At 42.3% G+C, this 26,539-nt stretch carries 24 protein-coding genes and 1 riboswitch; of the genes, 10 read left to right on the top strand and 14 right to left on the bottom strand.

What is annotated here, in order from left to right:
- Positions 1-101: 101 nt before the first annotated feature.
- From ACFQZI_RS08620 to mqnE, 7 genes are all read right to left on the bottom strand, one after another.
- A complete protein-coding gene (locus ACFQZI_RS08620; protein ID WP_377141163.1) occupies positions 102-1,346 on the bottom strand; it encodes an MFS transporter in 1,245 nt (414 codons plus the stop codon).
- Between the two features lie 117 nt (positions 1,347-1,463).
- Positions 1,464-1,661: a cold-shock protein gene (locus tag ACFQZI_RS08615; RefSeq protein WP_067061679.1), complete on the bottom strand. Its 198-nt coding sequence runs from the start codon at positions 1,659-1,661 to the stop codon at positions 1,464-1,466.
- A gap of 226 nt (positions 1,662-1,887) precedes the next feature.
- Positions 1,888-2,361, bottom strand: coding sequence for a hypothetical protein (locus ACFQZI_RS08610; protein ID WP_377141159.1), 474 nt, complete (start codon positions 2,359-2,361; stop codon positions 1,888-1,890).
- A 268-nt stretch (positions 2,362-2,629) separates the two neighbouring features.
- The gene (locus ACFQZI_RS08605) at positions 2,630-3,436 is read right to left on the bottom strand and encodes an SDR family oxidoreductase (protein WP_377141157.1); all 807 of its coding nucleotides are present in this window, start codon (positions 3,434-3,436) and stop codon (positions 2,630-2,632) included.
- Positions 3,437-3,487: 51 nt separating this feature from the next.
- Complete coding sequence (locus ACFQZI_RS08600) at positions 3,488-4,231, bottom strand: menaquinone biosynthetic enzyme MqnA/MqnD family protein (protein ID WP_377141154.1); 744 nt, start codon at positions 4,229-4,231, stop codon at positions 3,488-3,490.
- A gap of 12 nt (positions 4,232-4,243) precedes the next feature.
- Complete coding sequence (locus ACFQZI_RS08595) at positions 4,244-4,870, bottom strand: histidine phosphatase family protein (RefSeq protein WP_377141151.1); 627 nt, start codon at positions 4,868-4,870, stop codon at positions 4,244-4,246.
- Positions 4,871-4,953: 83 nt separating this feature from the next.
- On the bottom strand, positions 4,954-6,147 hold the full coding sequence (gene mqnE / locus ACFQZI_RS08590; RefSeq protein WP_377141148.1) for an aminofutalosine synthase MqnE: 1,194 nt from the start codon (positions 6,145-6,147) through the stop codon (positions 4,954-4,956).
- Positions 6,148-6,338: 191 nt separating this feature from the next.
- On the opposite strand from mqnE, the gene ACFQZI_RS08585 reads away from it, so the two are divergent.
- The 5 genes from ACFQZI_RS08585 (at position 6,339) to ACFQZI_RS08565 (ending at position 12,967) form a co-directional block, all read left to right on the top strand.
- Complete coding sequence (locus ACFQZI_RS08585) at positions 6,339-7,454, top strand: trans-sulfuration enzyme family protein (RefSeq protein ID WP_377141145.1); 1,116 nt, start codon at positions 6,339-6,341, stop codon at positions 7,452-7,454.
- Between the two features lie 145 nt (positions 7,455-7,599).
- Positions 7,600-7,711, top strand: a riboswitch (SAM riboswitch).
- A gap of 235 nt (positions 7,712-7,946) precedes the next feature.
- Positions 7,947-9,260 (top strand): O-acetylhomoserine aminocarboxypropyltransferase/cysteine synthase family protein, encoded by a 1,314-nt coding sequence (locus tag ACFQZI_RS08580; protein ID WP_377141142.1) that lies wholly within the window; start codon positions 7,947-7,949, stop codon positions 9,258-9,260.
- Positions 9,261-9,348: 88 nt separating this feature from the next.
- The gene (locus tag ACFQZI_RS08575; protein WP_377141138.1) at positions 9,349-10,404 is read left to right on the top strand and encodes a homoserine O-acetyltransferase family protein; all 1,056 of its coding nucleotides are present in this window, start codon (positions 9,349-9,351) and stop codon (positions 10,402-10,404) included.
- Positions 10,404-11,636: a homoserine dehydrogenase gene (locus ACFQZI_RS08570; protein ID WP_377141135.1), complete on the top strand. Its 1,233-nt coding sequence runs from the start codon at positions 10,404-10,406 to the stop codon at positions 11,634-11,636. The genes ACFQZI_RS08575 and ACFQZI_RS08570 overlap by 1 nt, the downstream gene beginning before the upstream one ends.
- A 131-nt stretch (positions 11,637-11,767) precedes the next feature.
- Positions 11,768-12,967, top strand: a complete 1,200-nt coding sequence (locus ACFQZI_RS08565; RefSeq protein WP_377141132.1) for a glycosyltransferase family 87 protein — start codon at positions 11,768-11,770, stop codon at positions 12,965-12,967.
- A gap of 83 nt (positions 12,968-13,050) precedes the next feature.
- Here the strand turns inward: ACFQZI_RS08565 and ACFQZI_RS08560 are convergent, their stop codons facing one another.
- From ACFQZI_RS08560 to ACFQZI_RS08550, 3 genes are read right to left on the bottom strand one after another with little or no spacing between them, the layout of a single operon-like run.
- The gene (locus tag ACFQZI_RS08560; RefSeq protein WP_377141130.1) at positions 13,051-14,574 is read right to left on the bottom strand and encodes a 2-oxo acid dehydrogenase subunit E2; all 1,524 of its coding nucleotides are present in this window, start codon (positions 14,572-14,574) and stop codon (positions 13,051-13,053) included.
- Positions 14,575-14,624: 50 nt separating this feature from the next.
- Entirely contained in the window at positions 14,625-15,866 is a 1,242-nt protein-coding gene (locus ACFQZI_RS08555) for a competence/damage-inducible protein A (protein ID WP_377141127.1), read from the bottom strand.
- Positions 15,867-15,869: 3 nt separating this feature from the next.
- Positions 15,870-18,578 (bottom strand): putative LPS assembly protein LptD, encoded by a 2,709-nt coding sequence (locus ACFQZI_RS08550; protein WP_377141124.1) that lies wholly within the window; start codon positions 18,576-18,578, stop codon positions 15,870-15,872.
- A gap of 94 nt (positions 18,579-18,672) precedes the next feature.
- Between ACFQZI_RS08550 and ACFQZI_RS08545 the strand changes: the two genes are divergently transcribed.
- The 3 genes from ACFQZI_RS08545 to ACFQZI_RS08535 all read left to right on the top strand — a co-directional run bounded on the left by ACFQZI_RS08545 (position 18,673) and on the right by ACFQZI_RS08535 (position 21,102).
- Positions 18,673-19,593 carry an N-acetylmuramoyl-L-alanine amidase family protein gene (locus ACFQZI_RS08545; protein WP_377141121.1) on the top strand — a complete coding sequence of 307 codons (921 nt, stop codon included), beginning with the start codon at positions 18,673-18,675 and terminating at the stop codon, positions 19,591-19,593.
- 25 nt (positions 19,594-19,618) lie between these two features.
- Entirely contained in the window at positions 19,619-20,563 is a 945-nt protein-coding gene (locus tag ACFQZI_RS08540) for an MlaD family protein (protein WP_377141118.1), read from the top strand.
- Positions 20,564-20,718: 155 nt separating this feature from the next.
- On the top strand, positions 20,719-21,102 hold the full coding sequence (locus ACFQZI_RS08535) for an SRPBCC domain-containing protein (RefSeq protein WP_377141115.1): 384 nt from the start codon (positions 20,719-20,721) through the stop codon (positions 21,100-21,102).
- A gap of 135 nt (positions 21,103-21,237) precedes the next feature.
- Here the strand turns inward: ACFQZI_RS08535 and ACFQZI_RS08530 are convergent, their stop codons facing one another.
- The 3 genes from ACFQZI_RS08530 to ACFQZI_RS08520 form a co-directional block, all read right to left on the bottom strand.
- Positions 21,238-22,596, bottom strand: a complete 1,359-nt coding sequence (locus ACFQZI_RS08530; protein WP_377141112.1) for an OmpA family protein — start codon at positions 22,594-22,596, stop codon at positions 21,238-21,240.
- Positions 22,597-22,854: 258 nt separating this feature from the next.
- Positions 22,855-23,697 carry a maleylpyruvate isomerase N-terminal domain-containing protein gene (locus ACFQZI_RS08525; RefSeq protein WP_377141109.1) on the bottom strand — a complete coding sequence of 281 codons (843 nt, stop codon included), beginning with the start codon at positions 23,695-23,697 and terminating at the stop codon, positions 22,855-22,857.
- Positions 23,698-23,709: 12 nt separating this feature from the next.
- Positions 23,710-24,138: an OsmC family protein gene (locus tag ACFQZI_RS08520; RefSeq protein WP_377141106.1), complete on the bottom strand. Its 429-nt coding sequence runs from the start codon at positions 24,136-24,138 to the stop codon at positions 23,710-23,712.
- Between the two features lie 94 nt (positions 24,139-24,232).
- On the opposite strand from ACFQZI_RS08520, the gene ACFQZI_RS08515 reads away from it, so the two are divergent.
- Positions 24,233-24,709: a hypothetical protein gene (locus ACFQZI_RS08515; protein WP_377141103.1), complete on the top strand. Its 477-nt coding sequence runs from the start codon at positions 24,233-24,235 to the stop codon at positions 24,707-24,709.
- Here ACFQZI_RS08515 and ACFQZI_RS08510 read toward each other — a convergent pair.
- Entirely contained in the window at positions 24,706-25,140 is a 435-nt protein-coding gene (locus ACFQZI_RS08510) for a DinB family protein (protein ID WP_377141100.1), read from the bottom strand. The two genes, ACFQZI_RS08515 and ACFQZI_RS08510, sit on opposite strands and share 4 nt — an antisense overlap.
- An 85-nt stretch (positions 25,141-25,225) precedes the next feature.
- Here ACFQZI_RS08510 and ACFQZI_RS08505 point away from each other — a divergent pair, with 85 nt between their 5' ends.
- Entirely contained in the window at positions 25,226-26,464 is a 1,239-nt protein-coding gene (locus ACFQZI_RS08505) for a nucleoside recognition domain-containing protein (RefSeq protein ID WP_377141097.1), read from the top strand.
- Positions 26,465-26,539 lie beyond the last annotated feature (75 nt).

The following is a 26,539-nucleotide window of genomic DNA, read 5'->3' as shown; positions in this document are numbered from 1 at the left end:
TATTTACTTATTGATATGAAAGAACAAACTTAAACAAACTATCGGTGTGGCCTATCAAATTTCAATACTAAATCTATCCTTCAGTAAATCAGTATATAGTTTTAACTGATTCCTGCCTCTTCTTCTATGTAGTTAAGGTCCTTGCCAAAGGTTTCTTTTAGCTGGCTAAGCGAGAATAATGAAATGACGGTAAGTATTACCATCATAATATATCCGCTGGTAACCATGCCATAATGAACTACAAAAGCATTAAAAGCCATATTAATGGGGATTAGCGAGCCACGCACAAAGTTTGGCACTGTGGTAGTAACCGTTGAACGAATATTGGTACCAAATTGCTCGGCTGCAATGGTAACAAATGTTGCCCAGTAGCCAACGGTGCAACCCATCGCAAAACAAGTCCACACGAATTTATCATGAGTAATGCCTTTTGAACCTAAGTAAACAAACGCGCTCACTACCGATAAGGTCAAAAATACCGCCATTGTCAACTTCCGCGATTTAGTAACTTGCGCCAGCAAACCGGCAAAAATATCACCGATAGCTATACCAATGTAGGTGTAAAATACACCCTCGCCTGCGCTTAAAGGCTCCGCGGCTCCTAAAGCCTTCCCAAACTCCGGAGAAAGGGTAACCAGCACCCCCACCACGTACCACAGCGGTGCGCCAATTAATATACAGTACAAGTATTTTTTAAAGCGTTCGGCACTGGTGAACAGAATAAAAAAGTTTCCTTTAGACACCTCGCTGTCCTGAACGCTTTTGAACATGCCAGATTCAAATGTGCCCACGCGCAGCAATAGCAAAACTATACCCAAACCGCCGCCAACCATGTAAGCGTGTTGCCAGCCGTGTTTCGCGACTGCATAAGCCGCAGCCGCACCAAATAGACCTATTACTGCAACTATCATTGTCCCGTAACCGCGCTTCTCTTTACTTAGAGTTTCGGTAACTAATGTAATACCGGCGCCAAGCTCACCGGCAAGGCCTATACCTGCGATGAAGCGAATGATGGCATAAGTGTTAACATCAGTAACAAACGCATTAGCGAAGTTGGCTACTGAGTACAACAATATCGACCCGAATAACACCTTTATCCGACCCATTTTATCACCTATTACACCCCATAATAACCCACCGAGCAGCAAACCAAACATTTGCACGTTGATGATAAATTGCCCCTGAGAAAGCATATCCGTATCGGCAACACCAATATCATGCAGGCTTGCCTTGCGCACAATGGTGAATATTAAAAGATCATAAATATCCACAAAATAGCCTAACGAGGCTACAAGCACCAGGAAGATAACATTGCGGGATACTTTTGTTGAGGCGGTGTCGGTCATAAATCAGGGTTGTAATAATAGATTGGCTAAGGTATAAAATGCGGGCAAAAAACAAATAAAATGCATAAAAAAACCCCTGCTTGTTAAACAGGGGCTGTATATATTAGGGGCAGGTAATTAAACTTTTTTAACGTTTACTGCCTGTAATCCTTTACGTCCTTCTTCTTCTTCGTACTCAACGTTGTCGTTATCTTTAATTGCATTTACACCACCTTGCACATCCTTAAAGTGCACAAACAGGTCTTTACCATCATCGGTAATAATAAACCCGTAACCTTTTTGTGTGTTAAACCATTTTACTTTTCCAGTTTTCATAATAATAAAATAATTGTATTAATAATTGTGTGTTAAGATCAGTAGGTAATTCAACTGAATTATAAAAATGGTTTAATAATCAATATAGAATGTACAACTATCTGTATCAAATATATAAAATTATTATATATCCAAATAAATTTATTATTAAGTTAAAATAAATTAAAAAACAAAAAAGTCATTGGCGTAAACCAATGACTTTCATTACGATATATGTAGGTGTGAATTATTTTACTTGCTGAAAGAAGTAAACACCGGCAGATGGTGTAACTCTTACCAAAACTTCTTCCTTATCATTTTTCAGATCAACAAAATATACAGTTGAATCAAAACCGTTGTCGCCGTTATCTAACTTAATAACTTCGTTGGCAAAGTAACCTTCGTATTTAGCTGCTATCTCTTTTTTAGCTTTAGCAGGCAGTTCTTTGAATTGTACGTTCTCAGTAACACCCATCAATTCGCCTTTAAGGTTGTAAAAGGCAGATTTTTTTACACCATCCAGTGTGAAAGTTGCTTTCTGAAATTTTGAATTTACTTTCCAGGTTACATTCTCGGCACGTACAAAGTCGCTGTTGAATTTTGTAGTTACAGCGTATGATACGGCATCAGAACCATCTTCTGATCTTGTTATGGTGTTAGCAGCAAAAACATTTACTGAAAACAATGCTGCGACAGCGGTAGATATAAATAATTTTTTCATGACCTTTTGTTTTAATTTTATGTAACAAATGTACGCCAGCATTGATAATATCCAAAATTTTGGATTATTATTATGAATATTTAATAAAATACATGTGTAAATAATTAAAATTTAAAAAATCATGCGTTTACTTAGTGTACTTTTAACAATATGTCAATAAAATTTGAATGTACTTATTGTAAAAAGTACACTAAGTTAATTTTATGTAATCAACCCCCATGTTTGTGACGGTAAAATGACAATTCCCTCAATAATATTAAGAGTTTATCTACCCGTTATCGGCAAAACCAGGATACAGAGACATGCCGCCGTCAGAAAAAATTGTTGTGCCTGTTATATAATCCGCATCGTCAGACGCTAAGAAAACCGCTAATTTTCCAATATCATCAGCCTGGCCTATACGATTGTAAGGTATAAGTGTTAAAAGTTTGTCTAAAGCTTCCGGAGTATCCCAGGCCGCTTTATTTATAGGGGTTTGAATGGCACCTGGTGCAATACCAACTACCCGAATCTTATGCGGGGCAAGTTCCTGCGCTATGCTTTTCATAAACATATTAATGCCGCCTTTACTTGCCGCGTAGTTTACATGCCCTGCCCATGGAATAATTTCGTGTACGCTGCTCATGCAGATGATCTTACCTGCTGCACGGCTAACACCATCAACCGGTCCCCTCTTTATAAACATTTTGGCAGCCTCGCGCGAGCAAAGGAATTGCCCGGTAAGGTTTATATTGATGACAGTATTCCATTCATCCAGGGTCATATCTACAAATTTGGCATCCTTTTGTAGTCCGGCGTTGTTTACAAGTATATCCAACGCGCCGTATTTTTCTACAACGGCTGCAAACATGGCTTGCACTTCGTCTTCTTTACTTACATCGGCCTTGTAGGCAAAGGCTTCTCCCCCCGTGTCTGCTATCTCTGCAACAACCTCGTTGGCTGCTTCCTGGTTATGCACGTAATTTACCAAAACCTTAGCACCGGCCTTTGCAATTGCCAATGCCACGCCTTTACCAATACCGCTATCGGCACCTGTTACAAGTGCTACCTGCCCTTTAAGTTTTTGTATTTCCATATTGTAGATTAAAGCGTTGGTTAAACAATATGGTTTTAAAAGAATAAAAATTTATAAAGCCTTTATATAATCTAAAAACAGGTAAAGCGCTTTTTTCTTATCCTCGGTCAACTCAAAATCAAGTTTGTGCATCAGGTAATCCTCCAGGTCAAAATCTGCGCGTTGGGGCAGGGTTTTCAAAAGCTCGTGCCTGTGGGCAAGGCCATGGCGCAGCGCCTGGTTAAATTCTTTAATAAAATCTTCTGCAATGGGTTTGTTAGCTATCCAGGCGGCAAATACAAACGGCAAGCGTGTAAATTTTTGCCACTCTTCAGATAAATCGTAAACGTATTTGTATTGGTCTTTTTTGCCGAATGTGCGGTCGCCAATTTGTACGAAGGCCGTATATTCATCTTGCGAAGCGGAGTAATCTAAAGCGTCCGTAATTAATTCGGGTTTTATTTTCCAAAAGTTTTTCAGCAGAACCTTAGCAAGGTTGTTTGAGCTACGCGATTCAGGGTCCAGTTGTACGCGTTTTACATGATGTATCTCGCAATTACTAAAAATAAATACCGAGTTTACCGCGCCAACCGCGCCAATGCAATAGTTAGATACTATCTCCCATTTGGGCAGGCTTAAAGTTGCGGCTACAGGTATTAAACCTATATCGGCCCTGTCGTCTATCAGTTTTTGGGCGCAGTCTGATGGTATGTCTAAACTCAGGTCTATCTTATCTATAATGGCCGAATTTTGCAGGCCGTATAAAAAGGGTTTGGTGTTAGTATAGCTAACAGCAGAAATTCTAATCTTATTCACTTATCGTTCTCTCTATGCGTTTTTTAAATGTTTGGCATTGTTGGCTTCAACAATTTCAAACTTGCTACCATTGTAAGTTACTTTATAAAGTACAAGGTTTTGGTGCGGAAATGTGTCCATTTGGGTAAGCGGCTGCTCTGTTAAGATACACATCAGCAAACGCAGCGCGCGGCCATGCATACAAATCAATACCGTTTTTTCTTCCGGATGGCTCATAATGATGTCCATTGCCTGGCGCTGGCGTTCCTCCACTTCGTTAGGGCTTTCACCGCCTTCAAATTTGGCATCGAGGTTACCATCTAACCAGTTGCGCATCAGGTCTAAAAACGCGGCTTTAGTTTCGGGCGTTGCAGGCTGGCCCTCGTGTATTCCCCAGGCAAGCTCATCAAGCCCTTCCAGTTTTTCGTATGGGATGCCAAGGTCAATAAACTGCTGGATGCTTTGCTGCGTGCGCTTTAATTTAGATATGTAGATCTTATCGAAAGGTACATCTTTATAAGCCCGGTAAAACAGGTTGGCCTGGTTTCGACCCTCGTCGTTAAGGTCTGTATCGCGGCCGCGGCCCTGCACAATTCCTTGTTTGTTTAAATCCGTTTGGCCGTGGCGTACTATGTATAATGTCTTTTGTACTTCGTTCATTTGTTCAGTAGTTCATTTGTTCATTGGTGTCAAACGGTTCAAATTTGCTTACTAATAAACTAATGAACCATTAGACCAGTGAACTAATTAATAACCGGCAGTTTATAAAAGCGCGGTTTTTCTGCTTCTGCAAACTGGTAGTCGTTGTAATCAGTTACCACATTATAAAGCGTATCGCGCTCTATTGGGTAACGGCCTGCATTTTTAATCAATTCAACCAGTTCTTTGGTGCTCATGGCCGGTTTTTGCTCCTCGGCACCCGCCATCGAATAAATTTTAGTTGTATCATCAAGTGTACCGTCAATATCATCTACCCCAAAGTTTAGGGATAATTGCGCGGTGGTACGGCTTATCATGGCCCAGTAGGCTTTAACGTGGTCAAAATTATCCAGGTAGATCCGTGCAATGGCATAGTTACGCAGATCCTCAACCACAGTTGATTCGGGCACGTTGCTCATCTGGTTATCCTGGTTACGGAACTTTAGGGGAATAAACGTTTGGAAGCCGCCCGTTTTATCCTGCAACTGGCGCAATTGCTCCATATGATCAACCCGGTGATGGTATTTTTCTATATGGCCATAAAGCATGGTGGCATTTGAACGCATACCCAGTTTATGCCATTCCTCGTGTATAGCCAGCCACTGTTCGCCCGTACATTTGTCTTTAGCTATCTGCTCACGAATTTCGGGATGAAAGATCTCCGCTCCCCCACCCGGCATCGATTCCAGACCGGCTTCCTTCATCAGCTTCATCCCTGTAGCGTAATCCATCTTCGCTTTTTTAAAGATGTAATGATACTCAACTGGTGTTAGCGCCTTAACATGCAGATCGGGCCTGTGGGCCTTAATGCGGCTAAACAATTCGGCATAAAATGGTACATCATATTGCGGCAATACGCCACCTACAATATGCACTTCGGTAACGGGTTGGTCGTCGTATTTTTTTACAATGTCCAGCATCTCGTCCATAGTGTACTCCCAACCGTCGGCACGCTGTTTTATCAACCGGGAATAAGAACAGAATTTACAATCGTAAACGCAAAGGTTGGTTGGCTCTATATGAAAATTACGGTTGAAGTAAGTTTTATCACCGTGTTTTTGTTCGCGTATGTAATTGGCAAGTACTCCCAGGTAGCCCAGTTCGGCCTTTTCATAAAGCAGAACGCCTTCATCAAATGTGATGCGCTGGTTATGGAGTACCTTCTCAGCAATGTCTTTTAGTTCCGGTAAAAGCTGAGGGTTGCTCAGCAATACCAGCAAATTATCTGATACTTCCATTTAGAAAAATATTTGAGCAAATGTAGCAAAATGCAACAAGTTTAAAACGACAGTATAATTATATTAAGTGTTTAAACACTCAAGTATGACAGTGGTGTTACACTACGTCAAAAGCTTAAATTTCGCACCATTTTAAATTGAAAATAAATTATAAATAATTCTTACTTAACTTGGCGGCTTACACTTCTGATATGAAAATTGAAACCATTGCCATACATGCCGGTAACCATACCGATGCCTCATCTAAAGCTGTTGTACAACCTATTGTTATGGCAACTACGTTTAAACGGGATGAAGATGGCGGGTTTTCATCTGGCTATCAATACAGCCGTTCGGCCAACCCAAACCGTACTTCGTTAGAGCAGGTTTTAGCGAAATTAGAAGGCGGCACCGAAGCTGCCGCATTTTCATCAGGCAACGCCGCGGGCATGTCTGTATTTCAATCATTAGAACCAGGCACGCATATTATAGCGCCTGATGATATGTATCACGGCCTGCGCAATCAACTAAAGCAACTTTTTGCAGGGATATTGGAGTTTGACTTTATTGATGTGAATGATAGCGAGGTTTTACAGGCTCATATCAAACCAAACACAGGCATTATCTGGATAGAAACGCCATCTAACCCGCTTTTAAAAATCACCGATATAAAGAAGGTAGTTGCAACAGGCCGCAAGCATAACATAAAAGTGGTTTGCGATAATACTTTTGCCACACCCATTTGCCAAAACCCAATAGCTTTGGGTGCCGACCTGGTGATGCATTCCTCTACCAAATACTTTGGCGGCCACAGCGATCTGATGGGTGGGGCATTAATTACCGCTGAAAAGAATGACTGGTGGGAAAAGATCCGCAATGTGCAAACCATGGGCGGTGCAGTGCCCTCTCCTATGGATTGTTACTACCTGGTGCGCAGTATTAAAACCCTGCCTTACCGTGTTAAAGGGCATGTAAACAATGCCCAATTGCTGGCCGCGTTTTTAGAACAACACCCGGCTGTTGAACAGGTAATGTATCCCGGGCTACCATCGCACCCGCAATATGATACTGTTAAAGACCAAATGAATTTACCGGGCGCCATGATGTCGTTCACCTTAAAAGGCGGCGAGGCGCAGGCTAAAAAGGTAATTAATTCGCTTAAAGTATTTACACAGGCCACCAGCCTTGGCGGCGTAGAAAGTTTGATAGAACACCGCGCCAGTGTGGAAGGTCCGGATACAAAGACACCTTTTAACCTATTAAGGGTATCTGTTGGATTAGAGCATATTGATGATCTGATCGCCGATATGGAGCAGGCGATGCGGTAAGAAATAAATTAAAAAATACCGGTGTTTTACGTCAATATTATAATTTATTAAAAATTTAATTTGGATTGTAAATATCCTTTGCCCTATATTTGAAACATTATTTGGTAGCGATACCACACGATCAATTTTCCCTCACACGGATTTTGGTTTATAAAGAAGCGGCGAGAGATCAGGCTCAGAGAACCGCTGGCAACCCTACAAGGTGTAGAAGGTGCCAATTCCTGTCCCGGAGAATAGTTAACCGGGGGATATAAATTTTTAATCATGAAAAGTTTAACTTACGTACAACAAAACACCTTGCAGGCCCAAACGGCTACCTCTTTAGTATACAACCAATCTCATGGCTGTATTTGCATGTGTTGCTGCTGCTGTTGATTCGGTAACACGTCCCCTTTTCTGTTTCCTGAAAAATACGTGATCTGCTGAATAGGATAGTTCTATCCTGTCGTAACCCTTAAATCTTTCTAATTAAATATCCTTAATCTACAGAATATGTCTAACTTAAAATTCGAAACACTGCAACTGCATGCCGGCCAGGAAGTTGATGCAACCACAGGCGCGCGTGCTGTGCCATTATTCCAAACTACCTCATACGTTTTTAACAGTGCTGAGCATGGCGCTAATTTGTTTGCCTTAAAAGAGTTCGGTAATATATACACCCGGTTAATGAACCCTACTACCGATGTTTTTGAAAAGCGCATAGCTGCTCTTGAAGGTGGTATTGCAGCTTTGGCAACTTCATCGGGCCAGGCTGCGCAGTTCATCGCTTTAAACAATATCTTACAGGCAGGCGATAACTTTGTTACCTCTCCTTTTTTGTACGGCGGTACTTACAACCAATTCAAAGTAGCCTTTAAGCGCTTGGGTATTGAGGTGCGTTTTGCCGAGGACGATACTGCTGAGAACATCGAAAAACACATCGACGATAAAACGAAGGCCATATATACCGAAACCATTGGGAACCCGGGTTTCAACATCCCCGACTTTGAAAAGCTTGCTGCGTTAGCTAAAAAGCACGATCTGCCGTTATTTGTTGATAACACTTTCGCAGCAGGCGGCTACCTTTTCCGCCCGTTACAACATGGCGCGCACATAGTGGTTGAATCTACTACCAAATGGATCAATGGCCATGGCACCAGCATTGGCGGTGCTATAATAGATGGTGGTACCTACGATTGGGGTAATGGTAAATTCCCGCAGTTTACAGAGCCAAGCGAAGGTTATCATGGTTTAATATTTAACGATGTATTTGGTGTGAACGGCCCATTTGGGAACATCAACTTTATCATCCGTGCACGGGTTGAAGGGTTACGGGATTTCGGCCCTTCGCAATCACCATTCAATTCCTGGTTAAATATACAGGGGCTGGAAACACTTTCGCTACGGGTGCAACGCCATGTAGATAACGCGCTTGAGCTGGCCAAATGGCTGGAAAAGCACCCGCAGGTAGAATCGGTAAATTATCCGGGGCTTGAATCATCGGCTTACCATTCCCTCGCAAAAAAATATTTAAAGAATGGTTTTGGCGCGGTGTTATCATTCAAAATAAAAGGTGATAAACAATTGGCAAACAACCTTATAGACAACCTTCAACTGGTAAGCCATTTAGCCAACGTAGGCGATGCCAAAACGTTAATTATACAACCATCAGCTACTACGCATCAGCAACTGTCAGACATCGAACAGATCTCTGCCGGGGTATTGCCGGGCGTGCTGCGTGTATCTGTTGGTATTGAGCATATAGATGATATTAAAGCTGATTTTGAACAGGCCTTCGCTAAGATTGGCCGGCTGGAATTGGCATAAGAGTTTTTTAGTTTTTTTAGTTTTTAAGTGATGTTATGAGGGGGCGGTTGTTTTAGCCTGCCGTCCCCAAAATAACGAAGAGTAACAAATGAGCACACAAAGTTTTACCTATACCGGCACGTTCGAACTGGAATCCGGCAAAAAATTGCAGGGACTTACAATTGGCTTTAACACCTATGGAAGCCTTAATAAAAATCGGGATAATGTAGTGTGGGTATGCCATGCCCTCACTGCAAATTCTGATGTTTTTGACTGGTGGAAAGGTCTTTTTGGCGCGGAAGATCATTTTAATCCCGACGAGCATTTTATTGTTTGTGGCAATGTATTGGGTTCACCGTATGGTACAGTGAATCCGCTAAGTATAAACCCTGCTACGGGCCAGCCTTATTACCTGGCTTTTCCGGAGTTTACCATCCGCGATATTGTAAAAGCACATACTTTACTGGCAGACCATTTAGGTGTCGGTAATATAGAGATATTATTAGGTGGATCGTTAGGCGGTCAGCAAGCACTTGAATGGAGCATCATAGAGCCGGAACGCATCAAAAACCTGATCCTGATAGCTACCAACGCCAACCATTCGCCCTGGGGTATCGCCTTTAATGAGTCGCAGCGTTTGGCGATAACCGCCGACCGAACTTTTTACGCCGGTACGCCTGATGGTGGCAGCAAAGGTTTAAAGGCAGCACGCAGTATAGCGCTCCTATCCTACCGCACGTACAAAACTTACGGCATTACACAGCAGGAAGATAGCGATGCCGTTACTGATAATTTTAAAGCATCCACCTACCAGGGTTACCAGGGCGAAAAACTGGTTAACCGTTTTAACGCTTACAGCTACTGGTATCTTTCAAAAGCGATGGATTCACACAACGTGGGCCGTGGCAGGCATGGTGTAGACAAGGCGTTGAGCTTGATAAAAGCACGCACCCTGGTTATCGGCATAAAATCTGACGTATTGTTCCCTATCGAGGAGCAGCAATACCTGTTCAGGCATATACCAAAATCGGCATTTGCCGAACTGGAGTCGTTTTATGGTCATGATGGCTTCTTAATAGAAACAGAAGATCTGACAAATATTATCACATCGTTTTTTAAAACCGATGTAAAAGGAAAAATAATAGAACTACAAAAAATAGCTTAATGAGCAAGAAACTTAATATTGGCCTCTTCGGATTTGGAGTAGTGGGCCAGGGATTGTACGATATCATCAAAACAAAGAACCTAAACTTAGAGATAGTAAAAATAGCTATCAAAAATCCAGAGAAAGAACGGTCGTTACCGAAAGAGCTATTTACTACCGACCGGGACGAGATCCTGAACAACCCTGAAATTAATACCGTAGTTGAACTGATAAATGATACCGAAGCCGCTTTTGAAATAGTATCGCGCGCGTTAAGCAGCGGCAAAAATGTGGTATCGGCCAGTAAAAAAATGATTGCAACGTACCTGGATGAATTGATAGAGCTTCAGCAGATACATGGCACTTCGTTATTGTATGAAGGCGCGGTTTGCGGTAGTATCCCGATTATCCGTAACCTCGAAGAGTATTATGACAACGAATTACTTCATTCCATCAGCGGTATTTTTAACGGTTCATCAAACTACATTCTTTCTAAAGGATTTTTGGAGGGCCTTGATTACGATAGCGCACTTAAACAAGCCCAGGATCTTGGCTTCGCCGAAACCGACCCAACCATGGATGTAGGCGGGTATGATGCTAAGTTTAAACTAATTATAGCAGCAGCGCATGCTTACGGTGTAGTTATTGACCCAAAGGAGGTGCTGAACATTGGCATTCAAAATCTTGCGCCTAACGATCTCCAATATGCCCGCGAGAAAAATTTGAAAATTAAATTGGTACCTGTTGCAAAAGAACTTGATGACAGGCATGTAACGCTTTTTGTTCTACCCAAGTTTGTAAACGAAACCGAGTTTTTATACAACGTAGAGTATGAATATAACGGCGTTACCGTACAGGCAGCCTTTGCCGATCAGCAGTTCTTTTTTGGCAAAGGTGCGGGTGGCCACCCTACCGGCTCGGCCGTATTGTCGGATATTGCCGCTTTACGTTACGACTATCAATACGAATACAAAAAGGCCAAGGGGGTTAATAACCTGCGGTTTACCAATAACGTAGAAGTAAATATTTACCTGCGTTACGAAGATGAGGCTTTGGTTGATTCTTTAGAATTTGAGCATATCCACGAGCGTTTTTACTCGGGCAGTTACAAATTTGTAATAGGCAAAATCAATTTGCAAAAACTAATAGATAACCAACAGCGCATAGCAGATACAAAAGCCTTCGTGGCATTCGCCGACCAACTGACTGGCGTGGCTTTAGCCGCAGAGAAACTACAGGCGGCAGAGGCATAATAATACTTTGCGCACTTTTAATTAAAGAGATTGAACCGGTAATGCCGGGCAATCTCTTTTTTATTTACGGTATATCTCCATTTCTGTTTATACCAGCCATTACGTATCATTGCAAAATTTAAAACCCTGTTATGCAAAAGCTAAAAAGCATCCTGTTTGATAAAAGATTTATACTTACACTTTGGTTTGGCTTGAGCCTTTTTGCCGTTATGAAGGATATCATAGCGCATCCCGAAAACAAGCTAACCACGCATAACAATTATATTATTTATAAGCATAACTTCCTTAACCTTATACATCAGCAAAAACTTTTTGGGCCCGAGCCGCAGTACTATTTCGACCTTAATCACTATGGTCCCGTATTCGGGTTAGTAATTGCACCCTTCGCGGTTTTGCCAAATCAAATAGGTGTTGTGCTCTGGACTATGTTCCTCGCCTTTATCTTATATTATGCCATAGTTAAACTGCCTTTAAACAATTCGCAAAAGTTGGTTATACTGTTACTGAATGTAAATAGTTTAATGGGGTCATCGGGCAATGTGCAGGTTAACCCCCTTATTGTGGCGCTGGTCATATTCAGCTTTATTTTCATCAGGAAGCAACAAGATTTCTGGGCCGCATTGATGATCATTTTAGGTACCGCAATTAAACTGTACGGTGTGGTTGGATTGGCCTTCTTTTTCTTTTCAGATAATAAGCTCAAGTTTATTGTAAGCCTTATTTTTTGGTCGGCGGTGTTGTTTGTATTGCCTATGCTGGTATCATCACCGGCCTATATCATCCAAACTTACCGCGATTGGTACCCCGACCTGTTAGCTAAAAACGCGGCAAACCTAACCTCCACCAGGGGAAATGTAAGCGTAATGGGTATGATCGCAAAGATCTTTTCAATTAGGAATTTGTCAAATACACTTATATTGATCCCCGCTGTGTTGGTTTTTGGCGCATCAATGTTAAGAATAAAATATTGGCACAATATTAAGTATCAATTACTTCTGCTGGCCTCTGTGTTGATTTTCACCATTATATTCAGCACCAGTTCCGAACCGCCAACCTATATTATAGCGTTTATTGGAGTGGGTATCTGGTATGTAAACCTGGGCAGGCCAATTACCGGTTACGAACGTTTTTTGATCATATTCGCTTTAGTAGGCACCAGCTTCTCCGCGTCTGATCTGATGCCCGCGTACCTGAGAAAAAATTACTTTATCCCGTATGCGTTAATGGCGCTGCCGTGCCTGGTAATATGGCTAAAATTAATTTATGAAATGCTTACGCGCGATTTTGATAAAAAGGAAGAAACCTTGCAAATAAGAACTGTTACAACATAACTGCAAACAACAAAAGGCTTCCGTAACAGAAGCCTTTGTTTTTGTAGAAACTCACAAATTAAATTAACTATATATTACTTGAACTATAAACTCCTGTTAGTATCCCAGTTTTCCAGGTAATGGGCTACCCTGCTCACAAACGAGCCTCCCAAGGCGCCATCAACCACACGATGGTCGTAAGATAACGACAGGAACATCATGTGCCTTATAGCTATTGCATCGCCCTTTGGGGTTTCTATAACGGCCGGTTTCTTTTTAATAGCGCCTACAGCTAAAATTGCTACCTGCGGCTGGTTAATAATAGGCGTACCCATTACATTACCAAACGAGCCAACATTCGTAATAGTGAACGTACCATCGCGCACATCATCGGGCTGTAATTTATTGCCGCGGGCACGGTTTGCCAAATCGTTAACAGCCTTAGTAATACCTAACAGGCTCAACTCATCGGCTTTTTTAATAACCGGTACAATTAGGTTACCACTTGGTAAGGCAGTTGCCATACTTATGTTAATATCCTTTTTCTTGATAATTTGCGTACCGTTTACAGATACGTTTATCATCGGGAAATCTTTAATGGCTTTTACAACTGCCTCAATAAATATAGGGGTGAATGTTATTTTTTCGCCTTCGCGCTTTTCAAATGAATTTTTAATTTTTTCGCGCCACAGCACAAGTTCGGTAACATCGGCCTCAACAAAAGAGGTAACGTGCGGCGAAGTTTGCTTACTGTAAACCATATGCTCGGCTATAAGCTTACGCATGCGGTCCATTTCAATTAGCTCATGCCCACCGGATACTGATGTTGCAGCGGGTTGAGGGGCGGCTTTTGCTCCGGCCTGCGGTTCTGTTGCCGGTGTCTGTACGGTCTCAGGTTGCGGCAACGTTGCTTTAGGCGCTTCGGTTTGCGGCTGCGGTGTGTTATTTACAGGTTGTGTAGCTGCAACAGCTTGTTGTGATTGTTCAGCAGCATATCCCTGTTGCGGTGCAGAAACGCGTGAACCGCGTTTTTGGATGTACGCCAACAGGTCGTCTTTTGTTAAACGGCCTTCGGCGCCGGTACCCGGTATCTGGTCAAGTTCATTATTGCCAATACCTTCCTGGCTGGCAATACTTTTTACCAGCGGAGAATAAAATCGATTACTATAAGTTACCGCATCTGCAGTGGTTGTTTCCCTTTGTTCTATTTGGTTAATGCCGGGGATTTCCGCGATCTGCGCAGGTTCTTCAACAACCGGCTGTTCGGCTGGCTGTGCTGTAAATTGAGATGCCTGGTCTGCAGCGGGTGCAGGTGCCGGTGCCGGCTTTGATGTAGCCTGAGGTTGGGACTGAGGAATAGGTGGCGGTATGTTATTAGCGTCTGCTTCTTCCGTTTCTATAACGGCAATTACAGAACCTACCTGTACTACCTCATCCTCCTTATAAAGTTGTTCAACTAATTTTCCTGAAACAGGCGACGGAACTTCGGAATCTACTTTATCAGTAGCAATTTCCATAACTGCCTCATCTGCTTCTATATAATCACCTGGTTTTTTAGTCCATTTAATTATCGTTGCTTCAGCAACGCTCTCACCCATTTTTGGCAGTAATAATTGGTATTTGGCCATACTAAAAACGATAGTTCTCTTGTCAAAAGTAGGCAAATATAATGGTACTGCTAACTTTCTTTCATTAAAGTATTCAACATAAATAATGCCCCTACAGCGCTTCTTTCAATGTTTTGTAAACGCTTATTTCCAAATGTGAATTTCTTTGCCACCGTTTTTCCGGCTTTTGCAACTGCTATCCATACGGTACCTACGGGCTTGTCTTCGCTACCCCCACCCGGCCCTGCAATACCGGTTATCGCTACCGAAAAATCCGACTTAAACTGTCGTAAAGCGCCCTCCGCCATTTCTGTAGCAGTTTGTTCACTTACTGCCCCAAACTGGTAAAGCGTTTCGTTTTTTACTCCCAAAATATTTTCTTTTAGGTCGTTAGAATAAGTAACCGCACCACCCAAAAACACTTGCGATGATCCCTCGTGCTGGGTTAGTAAATGTGATACATAACCACCGGTGCAGCTCTCGGCAACAGATAAGGTGAACTCTCGTTGGGCCATATAGTTTAGTATAACTTTTTCAAGCGGTATGTCTTCACCGGCAACTACGTTGGCTCCAACGCGCTCAATTATCCGGCCGGCAAATTGTTCTAATTTATCTTGTAAAGATGTTTCATCGCCGCCATAGGCGCTTAACCTCAGGCGCACCTGGCCCATTTTGGGCAGGTAGGCCAATTTTATGTTTGGCGGCAGGTCGTTCTCTATATCAGCGATCTTCTCGGCCAGGAAAGATTCCCCCTCGCCCACCGTTAGAATGGTTTTATGAATAATAACAGGCAGCTTTAACGTTTGCTTCAATTTAGGTATTACTGCGTCCTCCATCATGTTCTTCATTTCGAAGGGCACACCCGGCATCGATACATATATTTTACCGGCAACATTAAACCACATGCCGGGAGCTGTACCGTTATTATTGAGTATAACCTCGCAATTAGCGGGAACCTCGGCCTGTTTGCGGTTAACCTCAAGCAAGGGGCGGTTGTATCTTTTAAATATGTTCTCTACATTCTGCAGGGCTTCATTATTTAAAACAAGGCCGACGCCAAAATACTCAGCTATTGTAAGTTTGGTGATATCATCTTTTGTAGGGCCAAGGCCACCGGTTATTAATATAATATCGGCACGCTGCGCGGCTTCGGCAAGTGCCTTTAGTATATGTTGTTTATCGTCAGATACGGATGAGATCTGTTTAATCCTGATGCCCTCTTCATTCAACTTTTGAGCCATCCATGCCGAGTTGGTATCTACTATTTGTCCTATCAGTATCTCGTCGCCAATGGTTATGATCTCTGCCAGCATGGTTTAATTAAAGTTTTGATTGTTGGTGTAATCGCTTCGTTTGCTCAGTTTCAGATCCTGCAAAATTGATGCCTTAACCTTAAGCGTTACGTTGTATGATTTATAAAAACCAAATGGCAGCCACTGCACCGATAGGTCCCAGCAATGCAGATCGCGGTAGATAGCAAATGATGTGGCGCTGCTTAACTGCCTGGCCTTAATATCGTAACTGCTGTTATATTGTATCTTCCACTTTTGGGTAAGGCTCACATCGCCGCTCACCATTATGGTATTACTTGTAGAACTGTTTATAACCTGGTTCGAATACGAATAGCTATAGTTTATAGATATATTCCAGGGGATGTTAAAATCAATGTATGCGCCGGGGTCGCTGTTTATCATGGCAAGCCTTTGAGCCTGGTTTGGGTCCATTGTTGCCAGGGTGTTGCCAACAGGCTGCACGGTTTTAGGCCTGAATGTAGCGGGATTTAACGCGCCGCTCATAGAGAATGTGAAGCTTTGTAATAACGGGAATTTACCATCCTGCCAGCTATAACGGTTTACACGCCTGATGTATTTTCTCACCTGGTTAGCAGATATGGAGTCGCGTACCTGGGTAGTATAAGGGTCAAAAGATCCGCTAAAGTTAATATTGATCTTTTGGTTTAAAATAGCCGTATGGCCCGAAAAATTGATGTTAGCAAGCTTTAATGAATCGGCCGCGAAATTGTAAAATGTAGAGAATGTTAATCCCTGTAAGATCGGCACTTTTCTGGCTACGCCGGATGTATCGGTACTTTTAGGTTTTACTTTCGCCTCAATGGTATTATCTAACGAAAAGCCGATACCTGCCTGTTTGCCTATTGGCGGGCCACCATAAACAGATTGCTCATATATAGAATACCGCTGTGCATAGTATGGGTAAGGCACCGTAGCAGAACTTACAGCCGTACGATAAAAACCATAGCTTGGGTCGCCAAAATCCGGCTGGTAGTTAAAACTAATAGACGGGGTTGTTACGTGCCTTATGGCTATTATATTCCCTTTCCTAAACGGTATGGTACCATAAACTTTAGTAGATACCCCGGCATTTAAACTGTACTGGTAATTACGTGTAAAGCCTTGTACCGTATCCGTAACAGGTAAAACCTGCCCGGCTGTAGTACCGCGGTCAAACCTCTTGCGGATACTTTGCATGTACCATCGTTCGGAGTAGTTTATGCCAGTATTAAACTGAAAAAATTTAAGGAATGTGGCATTAAACGCTACAGGTATGGTATGTTGCAGGCCATTTTGCAGGCGTTTTGTTAAGGTGTTTGCTTTAAATAACTCGGCTTCGGGTATAGCGTTTAGTTTATTTGTACCTACCAGGCTATAACCAACCGTAATACGCTGATACCATTTTTGCTCGCCTACCCGGTCTTTTGAGTCAAACGGACTTAGTGTAGACATGTTAAAGCTGAAAGTAGGTAATTCAAGGGTTACTGTCTTTGCCGTCAGATCCTGGCTATGGCCTAAACTTACGTTTAAGTTGAATGGCGTACCAGCCCATGTTTTACCGTATGATATACTCGAACGTAAGTTATTTTGCGTTAACTGGGTAAGGTTGTAGTTGTTTTGCCCGGGGCTATTACGGTAAAAGCTTGATGTACCCGCGTTAACAGATGCGCTAAAGGTTGTACCGGGGTTGGCGTTAGGGTCTTGCGAGTGTGTCCATGCAATGTTAAAATCTTTTACAGCCGGGTCGCCTGCAAGGCCGTAATTATGCGAACCGTAGCTTAACGTTAAGCTACCGCCATATTTATATTTTTTAAGATAACGCGCGTTGGTGTTTATCTCGTACGATCCTTTGGAATACAGGGTGGCCATCGTGGTTAAGTCTATATAATCACTCAGTGCCAAATAGTAACCTATGTTACGCAGGTAAAAGCCCAGTTTTTGGTCTTCACCAAAAGTTGGTAATATTAAACCCGAGGTACGCGAATCGGGCTTAGGAAAAAAGCCGAAAGGGATTCCCAGTGGTAAGGGTACTCCGGCAATTTCCAGGTAAGCCGGGCCTGATATGATGCGATTCTTTTGGCCGATACCCTTTGTAATCACTATACCAAAGTGAGTTTCAGGGTACGGCAGGTCACAGGTGCTGAAAATGACGTTACGGTACGCCACTTCTGTTTCGTTAAGGCGTTTGGCCTGCCCGCCTGATATAAAGTTACCCTCCTGCTCAGAGGCGGGGTTCCAGATTTTACCTTTTTTGGTTTTATAATCAAATAATAACGAGTCGGATGCCACAGGCTTTTCAGTTCCCGATTTTGATAGCGGGCGACCTATATAACGCCTGGTTTTTGGGTCGATAGCGCCACGGGCAAATATCAGGTGTTTGTTTTCGTCAACCCGTATGTACTCTGCGTCAAGCTCAAAATCTTCATAAGTAACACGGGCGCGCCCATACAAGTATTTGATCTTGTTATCGTTATCAACAAAAGATGAATCTTCGGCAGTAGCTTTCACTATAGATTTCAACCCGCCCGCGCCGGGCGTAGTATCCCTGCGGGTATTTAATGGGGCGTTGTTTGGCGCCGTAAAACTGCGGCCCGTATTTTTATTTTTAGAAGGTTTAATTGTAGACTTAGGCTGAATGATTTGGCGGCCACCTACAATTTCAGGCTTTATAATTGTATCTTGGACAGCTGCATAGCTAAAACCCGCATTTGCGGACGCTGCTACGCTGACCATTGATATTAGTAAAAATGTAAAAAAAGGCCTAACTAATTTCAAAATTGATTATGAATAGTATTTTTGCAGGTACAGTTAACAGCGTTCAAAGCTAATGAAAAATAAAATATTGAACAGGTTGAAAAGAACGTTTTGTGGGTTTGCCGCGATATTATTTTGCTTCTCATTATTTTCGTTCACGCCAAAAGATCTCGTAAAAAAAGACACCGTTGTAAACAGTTTTAAACTCAAAACAGTTATTATTGATGCCGGCCATGGCGTTAAGCCAACCAATCCCCCACCCGGCCATTATTCGCCCGGTGCAAGCGGCTCTTTTTCTAACGAAAGGAATGTAACGCTTGCTATTGCATTAAAATTGCAGAAAGCAATTGAAAAAGATGTTGCGGGTACAAAAGCCGTTTTAACCCGAAGTACCGAGGAGGATGTTTCATTTGAAAAGCGTGCCGAAATAGCCAATCAAAATAAAGGGAACCTGTTTATATCTATTCATTGTAATTCACTGTCAGACAGGGTAATACGCGAACGTGTCGGCACTAAACGTGGCAAAGCGGTTTACAGGTCAGTTAGGGTGCCCGACAGGTCGGGCAAAGGTGTGTTAATGCTGGTATATGGTTTACACCGCTCGCGCGAAGAACAGAATGCTATTAAGAATAACCAGGTGGAGGAAGAATCGGGCCTTGAAGGTAATGTTTTAGACCCCAACGACCCGGTTGTAGCAATACTTACAGATGCCTATATGCGTAAATTTCGTAAACAAAGTATAAAAATTGCAAACTTAATTAACGATGAGATTGTTGGGACTGACAACAGGCGAAGCGAGGGCTTGCGTGAGCAGGGCCTTTATGTGCTTTGCCATAGTGCTATGCCTTCCGTTTTGGTTGAGACAGGCTATATAAATAACCCCGATGAAGAGGAATATTTAAACTCTGAAGAAGGGCAGGCAGAGATAGTAAATTCTATTGTGAGGGCAATAAATAAGTATAAAACCCAAATGGAACAAACTACCGCGAATTAATTTTGACAAACATCTACACACATCTATGAAAATATCAAACGAAACAAAAATTGGGGCGCTTACAGCTGTTGCCATTACTATATTAATATTGGGATACAGCTTCCTTCGCGGAAATGATGTTTTCTCGTCGGCTAATAAATTTTATGCTATTTACCGGAGTGTAGAGGGATTAACTGTATCAAAACCGGTTCTGGTAAATGGTTTTCAGATAGGCCGGGTCTCTAAGATGGCGCTTCAGGGCGATGGCCGCACTATTGTAGAGTTTAAAGTTGATAAACAATATAACGTGCCCGATAATACTTTGGCAAAGTTAGAAAGCACCGACCTTTTGGGCGGTAAAGCCATTGTTTTTGAACTGGGCAACAGCATGAAATACGCGCAAGATCAGGATACCCTGCGTGCCGATATTCAGGGCAGCCTTGCCGAAAGCCTGCAGCCTATTCAGAAAAAAGCGGAAGTGTTGATCAATAAAGTCGACTCGGCACTGGGTTCTATTAATAAGATCATGAACCCGCGTTTCCAGGCCAATGTAGACAGGAGTTTCGCCAGTATAGCAAACTCGCTGCAAACGCTGGAGAGTACAACCAAAAAAATTGATGCCATTGTGGGGGCGCAGAGTAGCCACATCAATAGTATTATGGCTAACGCGGATGCTGCATCGGGTAACTTAAAGATAAGTACTGCCAACCTTAACGGCATATCTGCAAACTTTGAAAGGTTTAGTACCGATCTGGCCAACTCTAACATTAAAGGCACATTAGATAATGCTAATAAAGCCATGGGTGGTTTACAGGCTACTATCGATAAGATAAACAGCGGACAAGGTTCCTTAGGCCTGTTAATGAATGATACTAAAATGTACGACAACTTAAACTCGGCATCGGGCAACTTAAACAACCTGTTTATTGATATTAAAGCGCACCCAAGCCGTTACGTTCACTTCTCGGTATTTGGTAAAAAAGGCGACTAAATAAAACATTAGCTATAAGGTGTTAGAGATCAGTTAAAGAAACTGATCTCTTTTTTATTTTAGTCCCCACCCTACTTCCCCTGCTAATTATTTAGTCCTCTTTTTTTGTGGAGTATTAGTTGAGGCCTCTGAAATATTTCTGCTAAATTGCGGGAGTGAAAGATCTGAAAAAATATTACCTGCTGCCTGCAACTCCCCAGGAAGTGTACATGGCCCTTACCAACCCAATTACTTTAGAATTGTGGACCGGCGAACCCGCTCAAATGTCTACTGAACCAGGTTCAGAATTTTCGCTTTGGGAAGGCAGTATTGTAGGAAAAAACATTGAATTTGAAGACGGAAAGAAAATAGTACAACAATGGTACTTTGACGGGCAAAGCGATGATTCTATTGTTACGATCAAGATCCATCCGGATAAGCATGGCTCATCTGTAGAGCTTAGGCACGCCAATATACCCGACGACGATTTTAACGATATAGTTGAAGGCTGGAACGACAGCTACTTTGGCAACCTTGCAGATTTTTTTGCAGTAGGCTAAAAAAGATTCAAGACTTTTAGAATCAAGAGTCAAGATAAAAATGTATAACAACAAAAAGAGCCGCTCCAATATTGGAGCAGCTCTTTATATTTTAAAGGTCTTGATTCCTGACTCTTGTGGTCTTGAATCTATCCGTTAGTATAAAGTAAACTCTACACGACGGTTTTGCTGACGGCCTGCTGCTGTTTTGTTGGTAGCAATTGGCTGGCTTTCACCGTAACCTGTAGCTTCTATACGTGATGCGTTAGCGCCTTTGCTTACAAGATAAGCTTTGATAGCTTCTGCACGGTCTTTAGATAACCTTAGGTTTAATGCATCAGAACCAGTATTATCTGTGTGGCCTGCTAATTTCAAGCTGAAGTTTTTATCAGTTAATAAGCGTGCAACACGGTCTAAGCTTGGGAATGATTTTTCGCGGATAGTTGCTTTACCCAAATCAAACTCAAGGTTGTTTATCGCGTCTTTAACAACACGTTTATCTTCCTCGGTGATGTAAACAACCGGTTTAGCCAATGGGCAACCAGAACCATCCACCTTAGTACCGGCAGGTGTGTTTGGACATTTGTCGTTAAGGTCTAACACACCGTCGCCATCACTGTCAACTGTTAACTTAGCTAAGTTTGCGTTTGTAGTATTTAAATCATTGCGTAATTGATCGTTTTTAGCTTTTTCAGCATCAATTTGTGCTTGTAGCATTTGTTTGGTTTGCTGGTTTTGCCATACATACTCGGTACGCATTGAGTTAACCGGGTTGTAGGTAGACATGTTAGGTGTTTTTGAACTACCCAACAAAAACTCTAAACCTGCGTGTGCATAAGAGAACCTGTCGTTTGAACTGCCTGTGGTGTAACCGTCAAAATTGTCTGACTGTACAAAGTTAACCTGGTAACCTAAATCTAAGTTTACGTTGCTTCCTAAGTTAATTTTGAAACCCAAACCCACAGGTATAAAAAATTCTTTGATAGAGTTTTCACCTGCACCGTTGGTGTAAGCAGTTGTTCCGGCACCATTTGTAATATTAGTTTTGTAACCCATGTAACCGGCACCTGCTGTTAGGTAAGGCTGGATAGATGATTTAGCATGGAACCAGCTGATGTTACCTAAAGTAACATTAGCACTTAACGCACCAGACCAACTTAATTTAGTATTAAAGCTTGTTGGTGTACCCACACCGTCCTGGCCGCGTGTACCGCTAACTTCACCACGAAGGAAATCGGCTTGTAAACCAAATGTTGGTGTGAATTGCTTTTTGATATAACCACCGTAACCGATCTCAGATTGTGGTTGGCGGAAATCCTGGCGGCCATTTGCGCCAAAAATTGTGAACGGTGTTAACAAGCCACCATGAATACCTATTGACCATGTTTTTACCGGCCCGCCAGAAAATGGCTTAACGTAGTTGGTAATGTTTACAGAATCTGTCTGCGCGAAAAGGGAACTGCCTGCAAGTAAACCTGAAAGCAGTAGGGATGCTTTTTTTAAATTTGTTTTCATATCGTATTAATTTGATGTGTCCGTTAAAATGGATACCCGGACACATGCCTCATACCAACAACGATGCCAGTAAGTGCTTCCATCACCGCTCGCTATAAACCAAAAAGGAGTTGAATGTGGCAATTTTGGAGGTAAAGTCCTACTAAATAGCTTATTATATTGAAATATTGACCAATTAAATTAAACGGTCAGGATAATTGACGATTAAGCTTATAGGAAATCTAATTGTGACTGTAAAAAAGTACATTTAAGGCTTATTTAAGCCATTACCGCTGTGGTATTAAATACGTCTTCACTAAGATTGACATCACCGGTCACAATGCTTTTTTGCATAGCCGCGTAAGGGGTAATGGCTTTTGTAAACAATCGCCAGGAGGTATCCTCGTCAATAATCACTTCAGCATCTGCATTACCAGGATGCAACAGCGATTTTGATATAATCCATTTATCAATAGTTTTGTGCAAATACCAATCACCGCCGGCATCGCCACTAATAGTGATCTTAATAATTGTTCCTCTATCAGCCTCAACATTGCGGTAGGTATGTGGCAGGGCGTACATGAAAGTATCTAAACATGGGTAAAATAATTCTTTAGTAAGTATACCCGGTTTACCAACTGCATCTCTTATCTGCTGTTGGTGGTGCCATCTCTCTGTATACTCCCGCGTAATATGAAACCAGTTCAATGATGTTTCCTCTCCTGCCCAGGCAACAGCGTGCTTCGCGTTTTCAAAAGGTTTTAAACTTTCAAGGTAGGTAATAGACTGCGCCCCGGTACTTGCTAATTGCTGAATGAGTAACTGCGGACTCATCCTTTTCATGGCGTTAACCCAGGTAGCATTTAATTGGTTAAGGTAGCCAACCAAATCCTGGTAATTATTTATAGGGTCGGTTGGTGGCGGGCCTTCGTGCCCATTCAAAAGGGCAATGCATCGCACATTGCCATCAAGCAGGTGCGCTGCAATATCTTTTACAGTCCACAAGCGTGCAACTGTGAGTTTGCTCCAGTCCTGAGGAGATAGTGAGACAAGCAGATCGATCAGCAACCTATCCAGCCTGGCGAATAAGTGCAGCGTTGGTATAGGTATTACCTGCTCCATACTTGTGAGCAGTTATTCAGCCGGGTGGATGATCACCTTCCATTGAATATCGGCATCGGCTTTATAAAGTGTAGCCGCTACAGAGCAGTATTTATTTAACGATAACTCTACAGCTTTTTTAGCTTTATCCTCATCAACATCGCCATAAATGTGAAATTCGAGGGTTATATCCTGCCATAACGATGGCTCTTTCCCCGCTTCGCGCTCGCCTGTTATCACCATTTTATAATCGGTAACATTTTGGCGTTGTTTTTTGAGGATGGCAATAACATCAATAGCAGAGCATCCGCCCAAACCCATTAAAAGCATTTGCATTGGGCGTACGCCAAAATTTTGGCCGCCGCTTTCGGGGCTGCTATCCATACGTACGGTGTGGCCGTATTCGTCTGTAGCTTCAAACCCGTAATCGCCGCTTACGCGTGATAATTTTATAGTAGGCATAGTTAAATGTAATAATTATGCTAAGGTATGCTTTTAGCAGGATATTAAAATATCAAAACCATATATTGACGCTGATTAGATAAAGTGTTAACACATGAAAAAGCTGTTACTATCTGCCATATTATTTTGCTTTGCTACGGCAGGCTTTGCGCAAACCAACCTGATATCTTACGATGACCTGAGTTATCTGCTGCACAACAACATTAATAAGGCCGATACATTTTTTATGGCTAAAGGGTATACACTCGTGAAAAAAGATGAGAAAAAGAACACCCGTAAATACGAACTTAAAATTGCGGGTGGCACTTATGTAACTAACAGTATTAGGGTTGATGGGAGGCGGATGTATATAGAAATGGAAACTAACGAGCTGGCGCAGTATAACATGATATATAACTCGGTATCACAATACATCAATAAAGAAAGCAGCACGCCCGATGTGCAAACCATTTTAGTTAAGGACCTGGGGACAATATATATTATGGTGAACGACGCTGTACCCTACAACCCCACCCGACGGGAATATACTTTGAGGATAGTAGCTGAGAAAGGTATTACGGCTTATAATTAACTCAACTGGTTTAGGTGGTGCTGCATGTGAACAATGTAATCTTCGGCTAAAAAGGCCACGGTGTTAAAGGATGGCTCATATCGGCCATTATCGCATCTCACATGTATACGTTCGGTTGGATACTTATCCAGTACTCGCGCAATTTGGCGGTTAACCAATTCCCATAGTTTTAGCAGGTCAGTTATATCAACGTAGCAGTAATGCTGCGCTTGCACCCATTCTTCCTGGTGGTATATCAGCTTAAAATCTTCCTCGTAAGTACAACGCACAAAACGCTGCAAGTTTATGTGCGCGCTATCTATAAGGTGGCCAATCAATTCCTTATTAGTCCACTTGCCTGGTACAGCTTCATTATTCCAATTTACCGTTGCAGCACCGTGGGTTAAAAAATCATCAATGGCGTTGCTCAACTTCAAGGCAGTTTCTTTCATAACGCAGCGAATTGTAATTTTTAAATCTGTTCAATCGTGTTAAATTATTCAAAAAAAATTAACTTCATCCCTTCAATAACAATCTATGGCCTTAAACTACATTTGGATAGCCTTTTTTTTGATAGCATTTGTAATAGCTTTTTGCAAATTGGTGTTTTTGGGAGATGTAGATGCGTTTAAAATATTGGTAGACGGCATGTTCGATAGCTCCAAAGCGTCGGTAATGGATATTGCACTACCCCTTGCAGGTAATATGGTGTTATGGCTGGGGATACTTAACATTGGCGAACGTGCTGGCGCCATGAACTTTTTAGCACGTATAGTTGGCCCGTTCCTTAGTCGCCTGTTTCCCGAAGTTCCTAAAAAGCACCCCGCAACCGGGCAAATGATGATGAATTTTTCGGCTAATCTGTTAGGGCTCGATAATGCCGCTACCCCATTGGGCTTGAAAGCCATGAATAGCTTGCAGGAACTTAACCCGAATAAAGAGACCGCTTCTAACGCGCAGATCATGTTTCTGGTTCTGCATACATCAGGCCTGCAACTGCTGCCGGTAACCATTATAGCACAGCGCTTTATATTACACGCCAAAGACCCGGCAGATGTTTTAATTCCCTGTATTATAGCCACATATGTAGCTACAATTGTAGGAATGATTGCGGTAGCTATTAAACAAAAAATAAATCTTTTTGATAGGGTCATACTTACCTGGCTTGGCGGGATGACGGCTTTTATACTCGCCCTGGTTTGGTACTTTACACAGTATTTAGATAAAGAGCAAATCACCACAGTATCTAAAGTATCAAGCAACCTGCTTATTTATCTTATACCCACTATATTTATTTTAGGTGCGCTATACAAAAAGGTAAACGTATTCGAAAGCTTCATCGACGGCGCTAAGGGCGGTTTCGAGGTATCGGTAAAAATAATCCCCTACCTGGTTGCCATGCTGGTTGCCATAAGTGTTTTTCGTAACAGTGGTGCGTTAGAATATTTAAATAATGGTGTGCGCTGGGTGGCTACCCAAGCCCATTTAGATACCCGCTTTGTTGATGCTATGCCGGTTGCCTACATGAAGCCCTTAAGCGGCTCGGGTTCAAAAGCCATGATGATAAATGTAATGCAAACCTACGGGCCGGATAGTTTTGCGGGCCGGCTGGGTTCTGTGTTCAACGGCTCTGCTGATACCACTTTTTATATTGTGGCCCTTTACTTTGGTTCTGTTGGTATAAAAAAATCGCGTTATGCTATCCCTGCCGGCTTATTGGCTGATTTTGCGGGCGTTATTGCCGCTATATTGATCTCTTATCTGTTTTTTGGTTAGTTAAAGCCCCCATTACTGTGTTTTAACGTCTAAATCCTTCATTTATCTGTAACAAGCTTTAATTAAATCCGTACA

It is taken from the genome of Mucilaginibacter lutimaris (genome assembly GCF_042676625.1).
GTDB classification, from domain to species: Bacteria; Bacteroidota; Bacteroidia; order Sphingobacteriales; family Sphingobacteriaceae; genus Mucilaginibacter; species Mucilaginibacter lutimaris.
The sequence above is the reverse complement of the archived record's forward strand: the minus strand, read 5'-3'. Positions and strand labels throughout refer to the sequence as shown.

Coding starts and splice junctions, on each gene's coding strand:
- ACFQZI_RS08585 (WP_377141145.1), top strand. CDS start 6,339: ATGAAAATTGAAACCATTGCCATACATGCCGGTAACCATACCGATGCC.
- ACFQZI_RS08515 (WP_377141103.1), top strand. CDS start 24,233: ATGAAAAAGCTGTTACTATCTGCCATATTATTTTGCTTTGCTACGGCA.
- ACFQZI_RS08620 (WP_377141163.1), bottom strand. CDS start 1,346: ATGACCGACACCGCCTCAACAAAAGTATCCCGCAATGTTATCTTCCTG.
- ACFQZI_RS08525 (WP_377141109.1), bottom strand. CDS start 23,697: ATGGAGCAGGTAATACCTATACCAACGCTGCACTTATTCGCCAGGCTG.
- ACFQZI_RS08565 (WP_377141132.1), top strand. CDS start 11,768: ATGCAAAAGCTAAAAAGCATCCTGTTTGATAAAAGATTTATACTTACA.
- ACFQZI_RS08615 (WP_067061679.1), bottom strand. CDS start 1,661: ATGAAAACTGGAAAAGTAAAATGGTTTAACACACAAAAAGGTTACGGG.
- ACFQZI_RS08595 (WP_377141151.1), bottom strand. CDS start 4,870: ATGAACGAAGTACAAAAGACATTATACATAGTACGCCACGGCCAAACG.
- ACFQZI_RS08510 (WP_377141100.1), bottom strand. CDS start 25,140: ATGAAAGAAACTGCCTTGAAGTTGAGCAACGCCATTGATGATTTTTTA.
- ACFQZI_RS08555 (WP_377141127.1), bottom strand. CDS start 15,866: ATGCTGGCAGAGATCATAACCATTGGCGACGAGATACTGATAGGACAA.
- mqnE (WP_377141148.1), bottom strand. CDS start 6,147: ATGGAAGTATCAGATAATTTGCTGGTATTGCTGAGCAACCCTCAGCTT.
- ACFQZI_RS08605 (WP_377141157.1), bottom strand. CDS start 3,436: ATGGAAATACAAAAACTTAAAGGGCAGGTAGCACTTGTAACAGGTGCC.
- ACFQZI_RS08610 (WP_377141159.1), bottom strand. CDS start 2,361: ATGAAAAAATTATTTATATCTACCGCTGTCGCAGCATTGTTTTCAGTA.
- ACFQZI_RS08560 (WP_377141130.1), bottom strand. CDS start 14,574: ATGGCCAAATACCAATTATTACTGCCAAAAATGGGTGAGAGCGTTGCT.
- ACFQZI_RS08505 (WP_377141097.1), top strand. CDS start 25,226: ATGGCCTTAAACTACATTTGGATAGCCTTTTTTTTGATAGCATTTGTA.
- ACFQZI_RS08540 (WP_377141118.1), top strand. CDS start 19,619: ATGAAAATATCAAACGAAACAAAAATTGGGGCGCTTACAGCTGTTGCC.
- ACFQZI_RS08580 (WP_377141142.1), top strand. CDS start 7,947: ATGTCTAACTTAAAATTCGAAACACTGCAACTGCATGCCGGCCAGGAA.
- ACFQZI_RS08545 (WP_377141121.1), top strand. CDS start 18,673: ATGAAAAATAAAATATTGAACAGGTTGAAAAGAACGTTTTGTGGGTTT.
- ACFQZI_RS08575 (WP_377141138.1), top strand. CDS start 9,349: ATGAGCACACAAAGTTTTACCTATACCGGCACGTTCGAACTGGAATCC.
- ACFQZI_RS08520 (WP_377141106.1), bottom strand. CDS start 24,138: ATGCCTACTATAAAATTATCACGCGTAAGCGGCGATTACGGGTTTGAA.
- ACFQZI_RS08550 (WP_377141124.1), bottom strand. CDS start 18,578: ATGGTCAGCGTAGCAGCGTCCGCAAATGCGGGTTTTAGCTATGCAGCT.
- ACFQZI_RS08530 (WP_377141112.1), bottom strand. CDS start 22,596: ATGAAAACAAATTTAAAAAAAGCATCCCTACTGCTTTCAGGTTTACTT.
- ACFQZI_RS08570 (WP_377141135.1), top strand. CDS start 10,404: ATGAGCAAGAAACTTAATATTGGCCTCTTCGGATTTGGAGTAGTGGGC.